At 55.1% G+C, this 17,445-nt stretch carries 15 protein-coding genes and 1 pseudogene; 6 read left to right on the top strand and 10 right to left on the bottom strand.

The features are described 5' to 3' along the window. Window positions 1–379: 379 nt before the first annotated feature. From QQJ84_RS00430 to QQJ84_RS00420, 3 genes are all read right to left on the bottom strand, one after another. Window positions 380–601, bottom strand: coding sequence for a YMGG-like glycine zipper-containing protein (locus tag QQJ84_RS00430; protein ID WP_284255905.1), 222 nt, complete (start codon window positions 599–601; stop codon window positions 380–382). A 27-nt stretch (window positions 602–628) separates the two neighbouring features. Next, window positions 629–1,471, bottom strand: coding sequence for a MipA/OmpV family protein (locus tag QQJ84_RS00425; RefSeq protein ID WP_284255899.1), 843 nt, complete (start codon window positions 1,469–1,471; stop codon window positions 629–631). 192 nt (window positions 1,472–1,663) lie between these two features. Further along, complete coding sequence (locus QQJ84_RS00420; RefSeq protein WP_284255898.1) at window positions 1,664–1,873, bottom strand: hypothetical protein; 210 nt, start codon at window positions 1,871–1,873, stop codon at window positions 1,664–1,666. Between the two features lie 278 nt (window positions 1,874–2,151). On the opposite strand from QQJ84_RS00420, the gene QQJ84_RS00415 reads away from it, so the two are divergent. Next, entirely contained in the window at window positions 2,152–2,301 is a 150-nt protein-coding gene (locus tag QQJ84_RS00415; protein ID WP_348522650.1) for a DUF3096 domain-containing protein, read from the top strand. Between the two features lie 86 nt (window positions 2,302–2,387). Then, window positions 2,388–2,624 carry a hypothetical protein gene (locus tag QQJ84_RS00410; RefSeq protein ID WP_284255897.1) on the top strand — a complete coding sequence of 79 codons (237 nt, stop codon included), beginning with the start codon at window positions 2,388–2,390 and terminating at the stop codon, window positions 2,622–2,624. Between the two features lie 14 nt (window positions 2,625–2,638). On the opposite strand, the gene QQJ84_RS00405 is transcribed toward QQJ84_RS00410, so the two are convergent. Continuing rightward, on the bottom strand, window positions 2,639–6,985 hold the full coding sequence (locus tag QQJ84_RS00405) for a chemotaxis protein CheB (protein WP_284255896.1): 4,347 nt from the start codon (window positions 6,983–6,985) through the stop codon (window positions 2,639–2,641). 242 nt (window positions 6,986–7,227) lie between these two features. Between QQJ84_RS00405 and QQJ84_RS00400 the strand changes: the two are divergent. Beyond that, window positions 7,228–7,458, top strand: a pseudogene (locus QQJ84_RS00400) (IS701 family transposase); the annotation flags it as partial. Between the two features lie 223 nt (window positions 7,459–7,681). Further along, window positions 7,682–8,008 carry a hypothetical protein gene (locus tag QQJ84_RS00395; protein WP_284255895.1) on the top strand — a complete coding sequence of 109 codons (327 nt, stop codon included), beginning with the start codon at window positions 7,682–7,684 and terminating at the stop codon, window positions 8,006–8,008. 123 nt (window positions 8,009–8,131) lie between these two features. Here the strand turns inward: QQJ84_RS00395 and QQJ84_RS00390 are convergent, their stop codons facing one another. The 6 genes from QQJ84_RS00390 to QQJ84_RS00365 form a co-directional block, all read right to left on the bottom strand. Continuing rightward, on the bottom strand, window positions 8,132–9,811 hold the full coding sequence (locus tag QQJ84_RS00390; protein ID WP_284255894.1) for a DUF6065 family protein: 1,680 nt from the start codon (window positions 9,809–9,811) through the stop codon (window positions 8,132–8,134). 26 nt (window positions 9,812–9,837) lie between these two features. Then, a complete protein-coding gene (locus tag QQJ84_RS00385) occupies window positions 9,838–10,620 on the bottom strand; it encodes a hypothetical protein (RefSeq protein ID WP_284255893.1) in 783 nt (260 codons plus the stop codon). Between the two features lie 30 nt (window positions 10,621–10,650). Next, window positions 10,651–11,484: a YDG domain-containing protein gene (locus QQJ84_RS00380; RefSeq protein ID WP_284255892.1), complete on the bottom strand. Its 834-nt coding sequence runs from the start codon at window positions 11,482–11,484 to the stop codon at window positions 10,651–10,653. 18 nt (window positions 11,485–11,502) lie between these two features. Beyond that, on the bottom strand, window positions 11,503–12,969 hold the full coding sequence (locus QQJ84_RS00375) for a filamentous hemagglutinin N-terminal domain-containing protein (protein ID WP_284255891.1): 1,467 nt from the start codon (window positions 12,967–12,969) through the stop codon (window positions 11,503–11,505). A 58-nt stretch (window positions 12,970–13,027) separates the two neighbouring features. Beyond that, window positions 13,028–14,701 carry a ShlB/FhaC/HecB family hemolysin secretion/activation protein gene (locus QQJ84_RS00370; RefSeq protein WP_284255890.1) on the bottom strand — a complete coding sequence of 558 codons (1,674 nt, stop codon included), beginning with the start codon at window positions 14,699–14,701 and terminating at the stop codon, window positions 13,028–13,030. A 461-nt stretch (window positions 14,702–15,162) separates the two neighbouring features. Beyond that, window positions 15,163–15,420, bottom strand: a complete 258-nt coding sequence (locus QQJ84_RS00365; protein WP_284255889.1) for a hypothetical protein — start codon at window positions 15,418–15,420, stop codon at window positions 15,163–15,165. A gap of 450 nt (window positions 15,421–15,870) precedes the next feature. Here QQJ84_RS00365 and QQJ84_RS00360 point away from each other — a divergent pair, with 450 nt between their 5' ends. Continuing rightward, window positions 15,871–16,056: a hypothetical protein gene (locus QQJ84_RS00360; RefSeq protein WP_284255888.1), complete on the top strand. Its 186-nt coding sequence runs from the start codon at window positions 15,871–15,873 to the stop codon at window positions 16,054–16,056. An 846-nt stretch (window positions 16,057–16,902) separates the two neighbouring features. Then, entirely contained in the window at window positions 16,903–17,439 is a 537-nt protein-coding gene (locus QQJ84_RS00355; RefSeq protein ID WP_348522651.1) for a tyrosine-type recombinase/integrase, read from the top strand. Window positions 17,440–17,445: the final 6 nt, after the last annotated feature.

The following is a 17,445-nucleotide window of genomic DNA, read 5'->3' as shown; positions in this document are numbered from 1 at the left end:
ACAACCACGCGGCCATCTGCTGCCACCCCATGAACCTGGAAAACATTCTTCGCCAGATCCAACCCAATCGTCACAATCTCATCCATGGCTATGCCCTCCTATATTGACGGTCCCACATCTTACCGCAGATCTCCGCCGGTAAACGCCAGAAAGAGGGGGCGTTCCATACCATCAACACTGCACGCGATTTTACAGCTATAGCCCTGCGGCCCACGCCGAATGCTTACGCGGCACCGCTCGCACATATGCACGCTGCCTTGGCGCAGCCCGTCACTGGAGCCAGAACCTGAAAACCCAAGCCGCAAACCGCTCACGAGATGCCCTTGGTTGGCAAACCCCGAAAAGTCCGTGCGCGGAATTCGCTTGGATTGAAGGCTGCTCAATTCCCCAAATTGAGTTGGTTATGCGTGGTTGCGGCACCGGTCAATGCGCCCGCGCCACCGCCGATGAGGGCGCCAGTTCCAGCACCCATACCCGTAGCCGCACCCACGATGGCTCCCGCGCCTGCGCCGATCATGCCGCCTGTCAGCGCCCGGTGGCCCGGTGAATAGCCGCAACCAGCAAGTGTGATAAGCGAAGCCGATAGCACGATGAAAACCATTCGTTTATGCAACACAATAAATATCCTTTAAAATTTATAGAGCACGGAGAATGAAACCACGGCTTGGGTTCTCACCTCGGTAATCGGACTCTCCGCGGCACTCCCCAGCAATCGGTTGACGGTGCCGCTCATATCCACGATCCAATGCGGCGTAATTAGCCAGGCAGCCGAGACACCGAACCCGATAGATTTAAAGCCGGCATGACTTTTATATTGCCGATAACCGGAAGCTAACGACTGCTCCTGGCTTACACCAAAATACCTCTGCATATAGCGCTGGTCACCAAACGTCAGGCTAGGGCCAGCGAACCATGCGAAGCTCTCGGAACTACCGGGTAACGGCATATAGGCACCGACATCTCCCACCCATCCATTGGTGGCGCCTAACTGGCGGCGGATATCGACGCGAAGCGTCAGCGGGAAGCCTTTTGCCAGAGCATAGCTGGCAAATATTTTTGCCTCGGGAGCTGGATTGATGTTGCCAAGGCCGTTCAGGGCCTTCCCATCATTGTGCATTGGCCGTCCAAGGTCATACGAGACCGCAGCGCCAACCCGAAAATGCGAGAAGGACAGAAGATTGACCCCGATTCCCTCGCCTGTAGAAATAAATGCATCATCCTTGTAGCGAATATCAAGCGCCGGTCCCGGCTGTACCTGGTAGCGCTGCAAGCCGTCACTGACAGGCGCAAATTGGGAGCCTAGCCCTAACTCCACCTCCCAATTTGGTATGCTGGGCTCGAAAAGACGCTGCAACTGAATGCCTGATGAATACTGCCATTCGGCCAAAGGTGAAGGCGTTTGTGCCTCGGCCGCGTGCCCCGCGAGAAGCCCGGCCAACAGCCCTAATAGCGAAACCGGTTTAAGATCCATTAGATATTGCCGGCTAGAGCCTGGGCGGCCCCAATCGCCCGAAGTGTACCGGGAATATCCTTCATCCCGAATGCCTGGCGGGCTTGGGATATATCAGTGACCAACGGATCCATGATCATATTATTACAGGCGTTCTGCGGCACGGAGCGATCCAGCGCCCTGGTCTCGGCCTGTTCCAGCGCCTCCTGTGCTTCACCGGTTTGGCCTGCCCTGCAGGGCCGAGCTGGCGGCGCCCAGCAGGGCATTCACCGTGACAGCATCAGCGGGCGGGGCCGGCAGTTGGTTTGCCAACTCCGGCGATGCGTTCAAGATATTGCCCGCAACGTCGGAAGGTATGGAAGAACGTTCGCCGTAAGCTGCCGTCGCGGCCAGGACAAAGCCCACTAAGATGAACTTGTGCATAGTACACTATCCTTATCACAATGATAAATACGTCAGGACGCATGGATTCGTCTATCAAGTGAAAGAATTCTAATGCAGCAACGTACGGTAAGTCAGGCTCGGAATCTACTTAAAGTAATTCAATCGCCCGGTGAGCATTTGATGTAGGTAGTTTCCGATGCTAGCAAATGACAACAAAGATTTCGTATAAAGTGGGTTCGCTCCCCCGCGTCCGCTCCCATGATACCCCGGTGGGCCTGCAGGAACTATGAATGTAATGCCCAAGGAGTCACCATAATATGTATCTACAAATGGTCTTGTTAACACCGATCATCTCCATACTCGCCGGTATTTTGATACTTATGATGCCGCGATTACTTAATTATGTTGTTGCTTTTTACTTAATTATTGTTGGCTTAATCGGGCTGATGCCGCATTTTGTTCGGTGAGTTATCGGGATATTTCGTGGACTGCACTTTTTTATAGTGCCATTTCATGGGATTAAATTCAATATGATTAAAAAAAGGAGATTCCGATGAGCACTGCAAAATCACCTCTTATCGTCATCGGGATCGTCGTACTGATGGTTGGTTTGGCCGCCGTTATTATACCGACGTTCACGACGCGGGATACAAACAATGTTGCCCAGATTGGGACCTTGAAAATTCAGACCCAGGAAGATACCCCACACACAATCCCGCCCCTTCTCAGCGGCGGCGCCATATTACTGGGTGTTGTGTTGATTGCCGGAGGACTGTTCCGCAAAAACTAAGTTCATGGATGATGCTACGGCTTTCTGCTCGTTTTCATTCCTGCGGCAAATGCCACTCTCGCAAGTGCGGGAATTGACTTAGATTCCGTTCTTTTCATAATGGCCGCGCGATGATTTTCAACAGTGCGTTGGCTGATGCCAAGATCGGCAGCGATATTTTTACTTGGGTGCCCAGCAATAACCATTTCCATGATCTGGTGCTGGCGGGACGTGAGGCCCGCGACGTGGGTTGTAGCGCTCTCCTGCCAGAAAGATTGCTTCACCACGTCGGCGGATTGTTCCACCGCACGAGCAACGCTCGCCAGCAGTTCAACGTAACTCACCGGTTTTTCGACAAAGTCTGAAGCACCGGCGCGCATCACCTTTACCGCCATTTGCACGTCACCATTTCCGGTAATCATAATAGACGGCAGTTGGTCGCCGTTTTCATGCAAAGATTGCAGCAGCTCAAGCCCACTCATGCCCGGCAGATAAGCGTCAATGATAAGGCATGTAATCTCTGCTTGGCTCTGGGTCGGCCGATTCTTAGCCCGATACGCATCAAGAAAAGCTTCCGCGGACACATAGTCCTTAACTCGCCAGCCTTCTTGTTCAAAAATAACCCGGATGGCCTCACGAATGCCCGCATCATCATCCACGATAAAGATGGTGCGAGGCGTTGTTACACTGGCTGTATGCGGCATGCCGATTGGCGGTTTTTTCTTACCCAAGTGAGCTCCGGCAAGAAGCCTCTCGATGGCTGAATTAATATCCGGTAATTTAACCGGCTTTTTGAGATGCAGGAAATTCTCTTGTGCGATGCCGCGCAAGGTATCGGTCGAAATATCCCCGGTCAGAACAATAACCGGAATATCCTGCCCCAGCACCGACCTGATTTTATGACTGGTTTCTATGCCGTTAGGCCCGTTTGGCAGATTGAAATCCACAAGGATAAGGTCCGGTGCAACGGCGCCCCGAGCAACCATGTCCTGTGCGATAACGCCATCAGCCGCCATCGCGGTATGATAACCTTCATTCTTCAAAAGGATTTCAAGCAACCCCCGAAGTTCAGGGTCATCTTCAACAACAAGTAAGCTGCCTTTTTGCCCTTCCCCCTTTTGCAACCACACCGGCGATGCAATCTGCAAATTGGCTGAAGGCAGCTCTAGCTCAGCTCCCGAAAGCACAAGGTCGATTGAGAAGACCGACCCGAGGCCCAGCCGTGATTTAACATGCACGGGATGCCCAAGTAACGCACTAAGCCGCTGCACAATCGAAAGCCCAAGCCCAAGCCCACGGCTCCGCTCGCGGGCGGCGTTATCAAGCTGGAAATACTCCTCGAAGATATGCTCGATATCCGCATTCGGGATGCCAATGCCTGTATCCCATATCTCGATTCTGACGTTGTTTTTATTCCTGCGGCACCCGAGCAACACTTTACCCGCGGAGGTATATTTTAGCGCATTGGCAAGGAGATTTCGTATCATCTGTTCGAGTAGCCGTGGATCACTCCTAACAATGAGGCTGCACGGTACGATGTGAAAGATAAGACCCTGAACCTGCGCAAGGTATTCGAATTCACCTTGCAACCGCACCAGAACATCACTCAGGGGAAAGCTGATGATCTCGGGACGGACGATGCCAGCATCAATTTGATTAATATCCAGCAATGTGTTGACCATGCTGGACATTGAGTCTGCAGTTTGGTCGAATAGCTTTATGAGCTTTTGGGCCTTCTCGCCGAGCACCTCCTTACCCAGGAGCCCTTGTACAAGGGCCAGTGTTTGCAATGGCTGACGCAAATCATGACTGGCCGCGGCGAGAAAGCGGGACTTTGCCAAATTAGCCAAATCTGCGGCTTTTGTCGCTTCTTCCAGCCGCTCCTTGGTTGCTTTGCGTTCAGTAATGTCGGTGTAGGTTATAACGACACCCTCGATGCCATCATCATGCGTGCGATAGGGCATGGTCCGGCGGATAAACCACAGACCATTCGGTGTTGATATTTCGCGGTCAAATGGCTGCGCGCTTAGCAGTACGGCGTTGGCGTCAGATGCTAATGTGTCATCGGATGCCAGGGAATGCATATCTGTGAGTGGTCGGCCGATATCGCCAGGCAGCAGATTGAAAAGCACCTTTGTAGCAGGGGTAAAAAATCTGATATTAAGATGAAGGTCCAGGAAAAGCGTTGCAACGTCGGTGCTATAGAGGACGTTCTGCAAATCATTGGCCGTCGTCCGCTGGCGTTCCAAGGTCTCCTGCAATTGGCTATTAAGTGCTGTGAGTTCCTCATTGAGAGACTGGAGTTCCTCTTTTGAGGTCAGCAGCTCTTCATTGGTCGATTGATATTCTTCGTTGACCGAAAGTGCTTCCTGATTAATTACCTTCTGTTCCTCGCCCGATATTTCCAGATTGCGGATCGCTCCCTGGAGTTCAGCGCGTACCCCCTGCAGCTCACGCTCCAAAGCAGAAATTCTCGGAGACTGCTCGTGATCATCGTGAATCCCGGCCGTCTGCGCATGCTTTGGCTGCGCATCAACAAAGCAGACCAAAACCAGCGGCTCACTTTCGTTCGAGACAGGCTGCACATCAATACTAAAGGGGGTGACGACACCATCGTGGAGAACCTCTCCCCCCTCAAATGCAACACGCACAATCTCCTGGGTGGCTTTGTGAATTGCCGAACGGAGTTTTGCGCGCAAGTTGGATGGCACCATGGCAAGCAAGTCATGCGTCGGATGGCCCGGCGCCAGACGTAAATAACGATCTGTCGGCCCCAGCGAATAAAGGCATTCATTCTTATCGTTGATAAGCACCGCGGCTGGCGCAAAGGTATCAAGCACGAGTCTCCGGCAAAGCTCGGAAAGTGCCGTTTGCCGGGGTACAAGGCTGCTTTGGCTTGGGCGTGATGGCATGCGTGTTATGTCACCGGCATTAACAAGGAAGCCAAATTCGCCAGGGTGCCGGCCGCTATTATGCTGATAGATCCTGTCTTGCTTTGAAAGCGCCTCAAAGCGGCCGTTCAATACACCTACCGTCTCCGCCCCGCCAAGCAGCAATATGCCGCCGTCACGCAAAGCAAAGTCGAAATTGCTAACAACCCTTTCCTGAGCTTTAGATTGAAGGTAAATTAGAAGATTCCGGCAAGAAACGAAATCTATTCTGGAAAAAGGTGGATCTGTGAGAACGTCCTGCACAGTGAATATCACGGAGGCGCGCAGCTCAGGAACAACCCTAAACCCATGCTCTTCCTTGATAAAAAAGCGAGCTAGCCGGACCGCGGAAACCTCGCCAGAAATCGTATTGGGGTATAGCCCCTCCCGCGCCAACGCAACGGCGTCCGCATCAATGTCCGACGCAAAAACCTGAAGCTTTATGCTACTTTTGGATGCCGATATTTCCTCAAGGAACAAAATCGCCAGGGAGTACGCTTCCTCACCCGTACTGCAGCCCGCGACCCAAATACGCAAGAGCTTATTCGGTTCTGATTTTTTGACCAGCACTGGGATATAGTTTTTAGCCAGCAGGTCGAAAACTTTAGTATCCCTAAAAAAACTCGTGACGTTGATCAGTAAGTCGCTTGCCAGTAAGTTCAGTTCATGCTCATCACTTTCGAGCAATTTTAGATATTCATCCATGCGGTTGGCGCCAATCGACGCCATGGCCATGCGCCGTTCAATACGACGCTGTAATGTCCCCTCCTTGTAGAGGGTAAAATCATGAGCAGTTTTAACGTGCAGCAGGTCTATTATTTTGCGTAATGATATATGGGCTACACCCACCGCAGATGCCATCCTTCTGGTCGCAATGCCCTTTTTAACGTGCCCCATAAGTGCCTCAGGGATATCAGATACAGGTAGAACAAAATCGGCCAATCCCGCTTGAATGGCGCTTTGTGGCATGCCATCGTAATCTGCTTCGCCAGGTTCCTGAACAAACACCGCGCCGCCATGTGCCTTGATCGCCTGTCCCCCTAGGCTGCCATCGGTTCCCGTGCCGGATAAAACAACGGCTGCAGCGTCGCTTCCATAATGTTGAGCGAGCGAAAGCAGCAAAAAATCAAACGGCATGCGGACGCCAGGGCGTGACAGAGGTGGCGACAAATGAAGCACCCCCGCGTCAGCGGCAAGATATGAGCCCGGTGGTATGATATAAAAATTGTCGCGCTCAATCAGCATGCCTTCATTTGCTTGAACCACGGGAATGGAGGTCAGACCTTTCAGCAGATCCACCATCATGCTCTCATGAGTTGGATCCAGATGCTGAACAAGTATGAATGCCATGCCGCTATTTGGCGGGATCGCCGCTATAAACTTCTGGCAGGCGTCCAACCCGCCTGCGGAGGCCCCTATGCCGACGACTGGAAAGCGATCCAGTGCATCCACCGGCACTCCCTCCCGCGACACTTTTTTACGCGGAGAATACTTGGTTGCTTTAGACCGGGGAAAGCCGCTTAGTGGCATTTTATATTTTCATTCAAAAATGATAAATCCCTATAAAGCACCTATTCAACTTAACATGCTTCAGGTTTGCCGTCGATGGCCCATGGAACCGGTAATTCCGGGGACTTTTTGCGCCTTAGCACTACAGTTGCATTTTATCGCGAGTTCTGAATCAATGGGCAACCATGATTCAGACTCTGATAAGTGGCGGCGCATCTGTTGAAGAGACATTGGAGCTTTGGGCGTCTTCGCTCCGGGATGTGAAGGGCCGTATACGTCCGTTGTTCACGCAGTCTCGTGTTGCGGCGTCGGCGGGCGATTTTCTTGATACGCTTCTTGGCAACGAGCCGCGCAAGACGGGGTGGATGCGCGCCAAGGGGGCGGGTGATGCTGGCCCCTGGCGTTCGGTTGCCTTATCCCGTGCCTTGGCCTCCAGCGCCGGCGGTGGCGAGAATGATGCCGGCACCGCGACAAGCGCCGGCATTACCACCTCCTCCGCCGCCAAGACCGGCTTTTGGTCACACCAGCGGCCGAAGCATTTGCTCACCGGGCTGATGCGCTGCGGCGTCTGCGGCGGCGGCTATTCGAAGATCAGCGCCACCCTGTTTGGCTGCGCCGCGGCGCGCGCTTAAGGACGAGATGAGCGCGCTCGAAGCCCGCGAGGATGAGCTGAACGGCCTGCTCGCCAACCAGCCCGCCCGTGAGCCGATGCTGCATCCCAACCTGGCAGAAATTTACCACGAGAAGGTGGCGGCGCTGCACACCGCGCTGGCCGAGCCGGCAACCAAGGATGAGGCGTTCAGCATCATCCGCACGCTGATCGACGAGGTTCGCCTGATCCCCGAGAAGGACGAGCTTCGCATCGAGATCCGCAGCGCGCGGGCGGGAATTCTGGCTTTATCGGCCGCAAACGACAAAACCGCCTGTGTTTCCACGGACGGTTCTGTTTCTGTTCTGGTTGAGTAAATCAAGATGGTTGCGGGGACACGAAACCACCGACAGTTAACTATCTTGTTAACAATCTTAAGGACGTTCTACTGAAGGCTTAGGCGCTTGTGGAAAGTGAACTGCCCAGGGATTTCCAGCCAATTATTCCTGAGGGTAGTTTACGTATGAGTCGTTGCGCCAGCGGAAATTGGTGAAAGTGGTGGTTACGCTGAATTCAAGAGCCTTCACCTGATGCCACCAGCCCAGCGGCATGAAAAGGATTTCTCCCTGCTCCAGCAACACATCATACAAACGAAGCTCCGTCAGGCGGGGGTGAAGGGCCAAATTTATACTATGATCTTCAAGATCCGAAATTTCACTGAATACATGCTTATGGTTATAAAGCTTACCCACCTCAGACGCGGGCGCGAGCTTAATGCGTTTGCGGCCAACTATCTGCGCGATGAAGTTATTGGTGAGGTCGTGGTGGAGCGATGTCACGGTACCTTCTGGCCCGATCCACATCATTCCGTTGGGAACTGCGGATTGAGGATCAAGGAACTTATCAAGAAAACCGAGGTCGTTATGCAGCACGGCCAAAACCTCGGCGTTGCGCTCCGAGTTGTAGGCGGTAAGGTAGGCATCATTTCCTGCACCGGGCCGCAGGATCTGGTCAATAAAAGCGTCGAAGGGCGCTTCACGCCGATGCGCATCCTTGTACATCTCGAAGCGCTGGTCGAGGGATCGCCCGCCCTGAAATTCGATTGGCTGGGAGCCGATCGCAGCTTTGAGGTACTCCGGCGTCCAACGCGTCAGCGCCCGCCAATCTGCCATTTCGCCTTGCAGGATCACCGGCCGGTTCACCGCATAATATCGCTCCAGAAATGCCTCGCCGCTGAGTCCAGAAACCCGCTGGATAGCGGTCAAGCCAGGAACCAGGTCACGTTGGCGCTCAAGCGTCTCCAGCAACCACTCCCGTTTGGCGAGGGCCAAGCGCAGGGCCGTAACCTCTGCTGGCGGTGCGGCCGCGGGAGTGTCCTGCCCGGTAGGCGATGACGCCGGCAGTGTGGTGTCATCCTCGGGCGCTGTGGGAACCTGAGGAGCGGCGCTTGTATCAAACCGCTGCAAGTGCAGCTTGGTGAGATGGCCTTTGGCGAGACTTTTTTCACTGGCGTCGATGCCGAGATAGTAATGCTTCTGCCAGCGTTCAGCCGGAGTGCGCGGAGGGTTGGTCTGCATCCGTAGCTGGAATTCATCCCGCGCCCGGCTCCACGCCTGGAAGCGCTCCATCGTGGCCGGATCGGCGTCCAAAGGTTCAAATTTTGGCAAAAAGGATTCGATCGCTGCCCGCTCGATAGGGAAGAGAAAACACAGGGGCTCTAGCGCGTCAAAGTGTACCCAGTGGCCTGGCCGCGTGAAGCGCCAGTTCATGGTGAAGGTGAACGGCGACCAATCGGTCTCGACAATGCCAGACAGCGGCGAGATGCCGTCTTTCGCCCGGTTGGGCGAACCACCCACCCAGAGGTTCCAGCCCTCTGGGGTACGGAAGATCCCTTCGATATGGAATGTAATCACCCCCTGGCCGAATAACGACACCGGAACACGCTCCGGATTTGCCCCCGGTTCCGGCCGGATGGTGACCGCGTCCGCGCCCGTTTCGCCATTCCACATCGCATCGAAGGCGAAGGGGGTCAGTACCTCCCAACCGTGCGCATTGGCAATGTTGAGTGGCAAACACCGGTAGGCGAAGGACTCCGGGGTATTATCCATCCAGGCGCGCCGCGCGGGCGCCGGTCTGATAAGCGGTGCCCACCCAGGATGGAGATAACAGATCAGTTCCATAGGGCTCCTCGTTTCCTGCGTGCCGTTCAGCATGTCTGGAGCGAACCGTTGCCGATCACGCCCTCGGCGCTACAAGCTTTCGGAAAGACTTCCTGAATCGTTTTGGTGTCCGGCAAAATATAAACAATGCCGGTCGTATCGGCAAATGTTTCGAGCACCACGTCATCGTAGAATTTTATCGGGACGTTGATGCAGCCATAGGTAATTCGCTTGTCTAAGGCAGATGTCGTCGCCAATCGCTGAAATCGATGATCGCCGGGGGTGCCGCGGATCACACGATGCAAGGCGATGGAATCATGGTAATCGACCCAAAGCACACCGTGCTCATAGTCACGGCCCAGCTCGGCCACGAACCGGCCGGCGGGCGTTGTCCGTTCATCAGGGCCTATCGCCGATAGTTTTTCGTGGCCAATACCTGCGGTACTGTCATCGCCACGCGCCTTGCCCAGGAGCGCCAGAGTGGCGCCGAGCAGACGGCCACTTTTGTTGAAGATAAATACTTTCGCCCGGAGCTTGTCGATGATGACAAACGGCAAGCCGTCATTATCACCCGAGTTCACCACCCAGTCAGCCACGCGCCGGGCGTCCTCCGAGGGGACCTCTCCGAGAAAATCCGCCCTTTGCGGCTGCTCCACGCCAGCGGATGCTGCAAATAGCGGGCGCCCGATGGAGATGTCTGGATCGGCTGGCATGGCCCCGCTGGTCACAGGCATATCCGTAACATTCCGTGGCGGAGCAATGGACGAACAAGCTGGCAAAACTAGCAATGAAGCCAACAGAGCGCCGCTGGCGATGATCTTCGTGACCATCGCCATTCGCCTTACAAGCACACGCCGCACTTAGTAGCGATCTTGCTTCGGTGGCAACACGGGCGGCGGCGCCGGCGGCGGCGGCACCACAACCGGAGCCGGTGGTGGTGGTGGCATCCTGACACCACCCTTGATCACAGTTACCCCAGGTGCGGGCGGTACGATCACCAGCGGCGGTAACACAGGGATCACACCCGGGGGTGTGCTCGTAGGCGTGGGAGTCGGAGTTGGTGTCGGAGTTGGTGTCGGCGTGGGCGCCGCGATGATCGTCCCGGTCGTTCTGGACCCGGTCACGCAGCAATTATCGGCAAGCGTATAGTTGGCGGCGTCCGGACCACCAAGAGTATAACCGGTAAAGGTAATACCAATATTTGTTCCAACGCCGGTGTTATCGTAAACAGCGGTTGCGCCGGTACCTTTAACCAAAGTGACCCCGGTAGGGGTTCCGTTGAATCCCAGGAGCGTTGCAACATCCGTACCGTCGTAAGTCTTGCTCGCGGCCGGGAATACCAGCATCTTTTCCGTCAGCGTGGCACCTTTGGTCAAGGTGAAGTGCGTGGAATAATTTGTTGGCACTGTGTACGACACGGGATTGTAATCAATCAAGACCGGTGCATTTGGCCCCGTGACGGTAACGGGTGGCGTGAGAGCCCCAAAAATCACGGTGCCGCCGGCAACGCCCGGTCCGGTCCCGCTATTGCCTGCAATCAGCACCATTCCGGGCGCCAAGCCGAGGCCCTGCGCGGGAATTGTGGTATCACCTCTGGTGAGCGTAAGGGCAGCATTCACATTAATGTTGTATCCAGCGCAGATCGTCATGTTGCCATCAGTCGTGGTTATCGCCCCGTCCGAATTCAGGTTCACGTTTTGTCCGGCACTTAATTACATACTGCCATTAGTTGTAGTAATGGCCGCATCCACGTTCACGTCGAGTCCGCAACACACCACCAAATTTCCTTTCGTGGCGGTAATATTCGCGTTTATGTTCACATTGCCGGAAGCGTCCAACGTCAGCGTGGTTGGGCTCGAGGATGCCGTCCAACTGACCGCGTCGCTGGCGCTGGCGACGCCGATGTCGCCGACGTTGATGTCGCCGGTACCGGTACCGGTCGGTGACGGAGTCATAATCGTCGTTGGCGGCGTCCCAGCGGTCGTTCCAGGGATCGCACCAGGCAATGTGCTGATGGTAATATTGCTCGTTACCAGATCCTGTGAAAGTGTGGTGTTGGAAATATTGTCGCCGGTGGCGCTGCCGATGGTGAAATCCGCCGGATCAATCGACCAACTGCCAACCAGCCCCTTGGCCGAGGCAGTGGTAACTTTTGCCTGTGGCGCGACATTCACTTGCGCCGCTGATGTTTCGATGACCCCGCCGTTGCCACCGTTGGGGGCACTGGCATCTAGGGTACCGCCCACGTTCACGGTACCGCTTTGCATGTCGCCAAGCAGCTTGATTGTGCCATTGCGGGCATCGACGGTTTGAGCTTCGACAACGCCCGTGTTGTTCACCACGGTCTTGAGCAATGCACCGGCCGCCTGCGCGGTCATCAACACCTGCCCGCCATTCGCCTGGATCAGTCCGCCGTTTGTTACCAGCGCATTAACGGCGCCCTGGCTGACGGCGACATTGAGCAAGCGGTTCCCCGCGACATCCAGCGTCATGGCAGTTCCACCGGCAAGCGCCACCGTGCCTAGCTGGGCCGTAATCACGCCTTCGTTGTCGACCTTTGCCCCCAGTAACGCGACATAGCCGCCACTGCCTGCGGTGATGGCGCCCTGATTAAAGACCCCGGCACCGCTGGACCCGGCGAATTTGTAACTACCCGCCATGAAGTTGGCGTTGGAGACGTCCAACGTAGAGGCCACCAGCCCCCCAACGTTCACCTGCGCGCCCTTGGCGAATAGAATCCCGTTCGGGTTCACCAGAAAGACCTGGCCATTGGCGGACAGGCTACCGAGTATGGCCGAAGGATCGCCCCCCACAACGCGGTTAAGGGTGACCGAGCTGCTGTTCGGCTGGTCGAAGGTTACAGCCTCATTCTGGCCGATGCTGAAACTCTGCCAGTTGATCACCGCATTCTGGCTGGTCTGGCTAACTGTAACCATGGTGGTCGTGTTCGCAATATTGGCCGAGCCAGCTACGACTGTCCCGTTCACGGGCAAGGCATAGGAATTCGTCCGCGACGCCAGCATGAGGACGCCGACAAGCCCCAAAATCGCCAGCCGCGCACCTCCGGTTAACGCGGTGGAACCGAGCAACGGCGCCTTCCGATTAAGCTTGGCGCTCTTAGCGCTGCTAATAAGATGCCTTGCCGGGTCATCGATAATCGGGCAAAAATTGCTATCCATGGCGATGGTCCTTTATGTCCGGCGATTGTGCGGGAAATATCCGCCGCCAGGGTTTTCGTTAGAAAAATTTAACGGCCTCAAACCAAAATTCCCCCGCGTCATCGGGATAGGAAGTCGCTTTGTTATTGCCGAGCATGTGGGCGTAGGTGGCCGTTAGCAGGAAGTTGTTGGGATCAGACCAGCTGAGGCCCGCTCCCGCTCCGGTCCGGGTCAGGCCATTTCCCGCGTTCGAAAATGGGGTATGGTTAACTTTGACGTAGCCGGTATCGACAAAGGCAATTAACTGCAACTGGCCCGGTACACTCGGCGGCAGAGGCAGCTGCAGCCTTGGTTCCAGTGTCGCAATATATCCGTCATCACCATAGGCTTCAGCTTCGGGATAGGCGCGCACGCCGTTTGCTCCGCCCAATTCCATCTTCTCGGAAATATCGAGGTTTTTCGAGGCAATCTGGCCTCTCACCGACATGTAGAGCGATAACGGACCAACCACGTTCTGCAACCGAGAGACGCTACCCGACAGTTTCGCGTAGCTGCCATTGGTCTGCGCGGTGAGCCTATCCTCCGCCCGGGTCGCGGGCGTTTCAATGGTGAGGTCGCCAAAAGTGGCATAAGCGGAATAGTTATTCCACCCGCCGCCGCCCAAAGTATCGTAAAAATTTCCGCTGATACCAGGAGTCAGCACCGAGGCCCGCTTGTTGGTGGTGCTCGAAGTGGCGCCGATATTATCGCGAAAAAACCTCTGATCGAAATCGAGCAGAAGGTATAGATTATTGTTGTACGACCGGATCAACGGATAGCTGGCGTAGACGCTGGCAATCCCCTCCGTGCCGTTAGCGTCCAGGCTCGTAAACTGTTTGCCGAGATGATATTTGAACCCGGTGAGCGCGGCGCCCACTGTCGTATCTCCGACCTGGGCCTGGTACGACACATGAAGATAGTCCATGCCGCCAGTCGTCGACTCCATAGTCCTCAAACTGAGTACGTCGCCAACCCCAAAAGGTTCGTTCCAATTTATGGTTCCACCCACGCGATAGGCGCCGGTGTATGGATTTCCCCAGTTATCGGCTTCAATGTCGCCATCTATCCGTGGCCTCTGCGTCACGCCAACAACCAGATCAGCAGTTCCGACCGCGGCCCCTGGAGCCAATGTTGCGTTCACCCTGACACCGGGTAGGTCCGAAATTATCAGAAGGCGCCGTTCCAGCGGTGCGCTCTCAACCGTGTCGCCAGGATTTAAGCCGCCGAGAATACGAACGACCACGACATCGGACACATTCGTCCGGTTGCGTAAACCAACCTGTCCATAACGGCCTTCGATCACAGCGATTTTCACGATCCCGTCCGTGATATCCTGCGGTGGCAGATAGGCACGCGCCACGAAATATCCGCGTTGATTGTAGTAGTTGGTAATTTTTGAGGCCATTACTTGCAAATCGTACAAAGTAAATTGCTGGCCCGGCTGAAAGCCCGACACCACGACCAGTTCGGCAGCGGAAAAGCGGGTCTGCCCTGTTATCTGCAGTGATTTGACGGCAAATTTGCTTCCAGAGGCCACAGGAGCAGGTGCCGCCTGCTCCTGTGGCCTCGGAAGCGCGGGAATTGAATTTTCCTGAACCGGCGCGGGAGGAATCTGCTGAATCTGCCCGCCCCCGCCAATCGGCTGCTGGGCAAGCGCATTTTGGCTCGCCATAACGAGGACAACCGTACCCAGGCTCAATTTTAAAGCAGTCATTTTGCCTCTGTCCCCACACATATTAACCCACCCGCTTGCGCGGCCCGGCGCTCGTAGCCCCAAAGGGCTAAGTTCAGCGTCCAAGTTTCGATAATGCCACGAAAAAACATGACCATACCAGCATCGGAATATACTTAGAGAAAAGAGAATGCGGCGATAATCGCATGCAGTCATATCTACTGCCTGTTTCATAAGTGGCGGAGCCACACTGGCCATGATGAAGTCCGCGAGTTGATTTCCGATCAAAATTGCGCGCTCGATAAGCGCATTGGCCCAACGGATTACGTTTACTCCCGGATGCCACCGGTTCGTCATTATCTCTCAGCACCTTTACGCGATTTCAGTCGCGCCCCCTCCGTGCCAATGATGATGAAACACGTACAAATCACTGATTCTGAAAGCATGCTCTAACTCTGCCGGCAGCATGCCGGGCATATAGATACCGCCGCAACCCGCATCAATTACTTTAAAATTACTGCCTGCCCCGCTGGGGCATATTGGAAACCGATTAGGTTGTTGATAGCTTCATGCTCATCAATCCGCACCGGCGAGACCGATCCGATATAATTGGAATCAGAATATTTTGCATGACTGGAAAACAGATTCGCTGAAGGCAACGACTCGACACACCACGACATGCTCAACAATAGCGCGATACCGACAATTACCGTACGCATATATGAGTGCAGGTCCTGTTCGTTCGTGGTGATTACGTTCATGGTAATATCCTTCTGCAGCACGCACTCTAGGCTATAGAATTAGAAACCCTATAAATTTGCGGGACTACATGCTGTTCATTATTTTCCTATAGTCGCGTTTTAGACACTAGACTCGGAAACTACTCACAGGAACGCCAATTTGGCAGTGGCCCGCGGACCTACCGTCCGCTTGGTTTGCGTCTGGCAAGCTTTCGTCCATGGGTAGTTTCCGAGCCTGCCACAGTCGCCCGTGCGGGCCCATATCGAGCATTAGACAACCGACGCTGCTGACATAGCACGGTTTCTGGTCTGTTATGATTTTGGAGGGTTATTATGAAAAAATATCTTACGGCGAGTGCGTGCGCGTTTCTGTTAATGACCGGCGCCGCCTTCGCACAGACCACGTCTTCCGACACCACGTCCTCTACGACGACGAGCGTGCCTGCCGTTGTTGCACCGCCGGCGGGTACGTTGAGCACGACGGAAACCAAATCCTCCAACGACGGCAATGGTAATACCGTTGATTCCAAAAAGACAACCTATGGCAATGCCTACGGTTCGGGTAGCGACAGCACCAGCACCAGCACCACCACGACCACAACACCGCCGGTGCCGATCACCACCACCAGCCAGTCCACGACTTCAACCACCAACTAAGCACAGGAGATGAACGTGAAACGTCAAGTATCAGGTATCCGTTTGCTCGCCGGCGCGGCAATGCTCGGGGCAATGACCATGCTAGCCGGCTGTGGCGGTTCGCCGCCGCCGACAACCACTACGACAACGGAAACAACGACAACGCCGTCTCCCACCTCGCCTGTCACCACAACCATACAAACTACGCATAGCCAGACCACGCCGTAACACGTAAGCCGTATTGATCGAAGGACGCGCGTCCGGTCTATACGGTATCTTCCCCTCCCGGTCATGAGAGGCTGGTCCGCTGCCCCCCCCCCCCCCGCACACGTCATGGAACGTCGCCCTAGACCAGATATTCGCCTGAGATAGGGTGGGTGGCCCGTCTCACAATATGCAGGATTTCGAGGGTTGCGCTGGATTGTCCGGTGCCAAGCCTCATGCATAGGAGACGGGTCATGGCGAATTCTATCACTTACATTGGCCTTGATGTGCATAAAGATATGATCGCCGTTGCGGTCGCGGAGTCGAGCCTGCGAAAGGAGATGCGTGATTACGGAACGATCACGAACACGTAGGCCGCGTTGAAGAAGCTGATTGCCAAGTTAACCGGCAGCGGTCACGAATTACGGTTTTGCTCTGGGGCGGGGCCGTGCGGCTATGGTATCCAAAGGCAGATCGTAAAATCGCGTGCAATGTTGATGGTGTGGAACGCCCCCTCTTTCTGGCGTTTACCGGCGGAGATCTGCGGTAAGATGTAGGACCGTCAATATAGGAGGGCATAGCCATGGATGAGATTGTGACGATTGGGTCGGATCTGGCGAAGAATGTTTTCCAGGTTCATGGGGTGGCAGCTACTCGACCACGATCTTTCTGGTCTTTCTGGAAACGGTACCAAGCCTGCGAACCCGTGTTGCTCTGACCACCGCGTACGCCGCCGGGCTGCGCGCGTCCGAGGCGGTTTCTCTCAAGGTCGCTAATATTGACAGTGGCCGGATGGTGATCCGGGTCCAGCAGGGCAAAGGCGGCAAGGATCGCTATGTCATGCTGTCGGTGCAACTGCTTGGCATTCTGCGCACATACTGGCGGCTTGCCCGGCCCAAGAATTGGCTATTTCCCGGACGCGATCCTGCCAACCCGATTGAAGTGAACGTTTTGCATGCCGCTTGCCGGTCCGCTTGCGCGGCGTCCGGTTTAGCCAAGCGTGTCACCGTACACACGTTGCGTCATTCATTCGCCACGCATCTCCTGGAAAGCGGCACCGATATCCGGATCATTCAGGTTCTCCTCGGGCATAGCAATTTATCCAGCACGGCGCGCTATACCCATGTCTCGAGCGGTCTGATCCGGCAGACCGATAGCCCGTTTGATCGACTGACGATTGAGGTCGTGCCACCGCCTTGACCGGTG

Source organism: Acidocella aquatica (assembly GCF_030160635.1).
GTDB lineage: Bacteria > Pseudomonadota > Alphaproteobacteria > Acetobacterales > Acetobacteraceae > Acidocella > Acidocella aquatica.
Note: the sequence above shows the minus strand (reverse complement) of the source record. Positions and strands in the feature narration are given on the sequence as shown.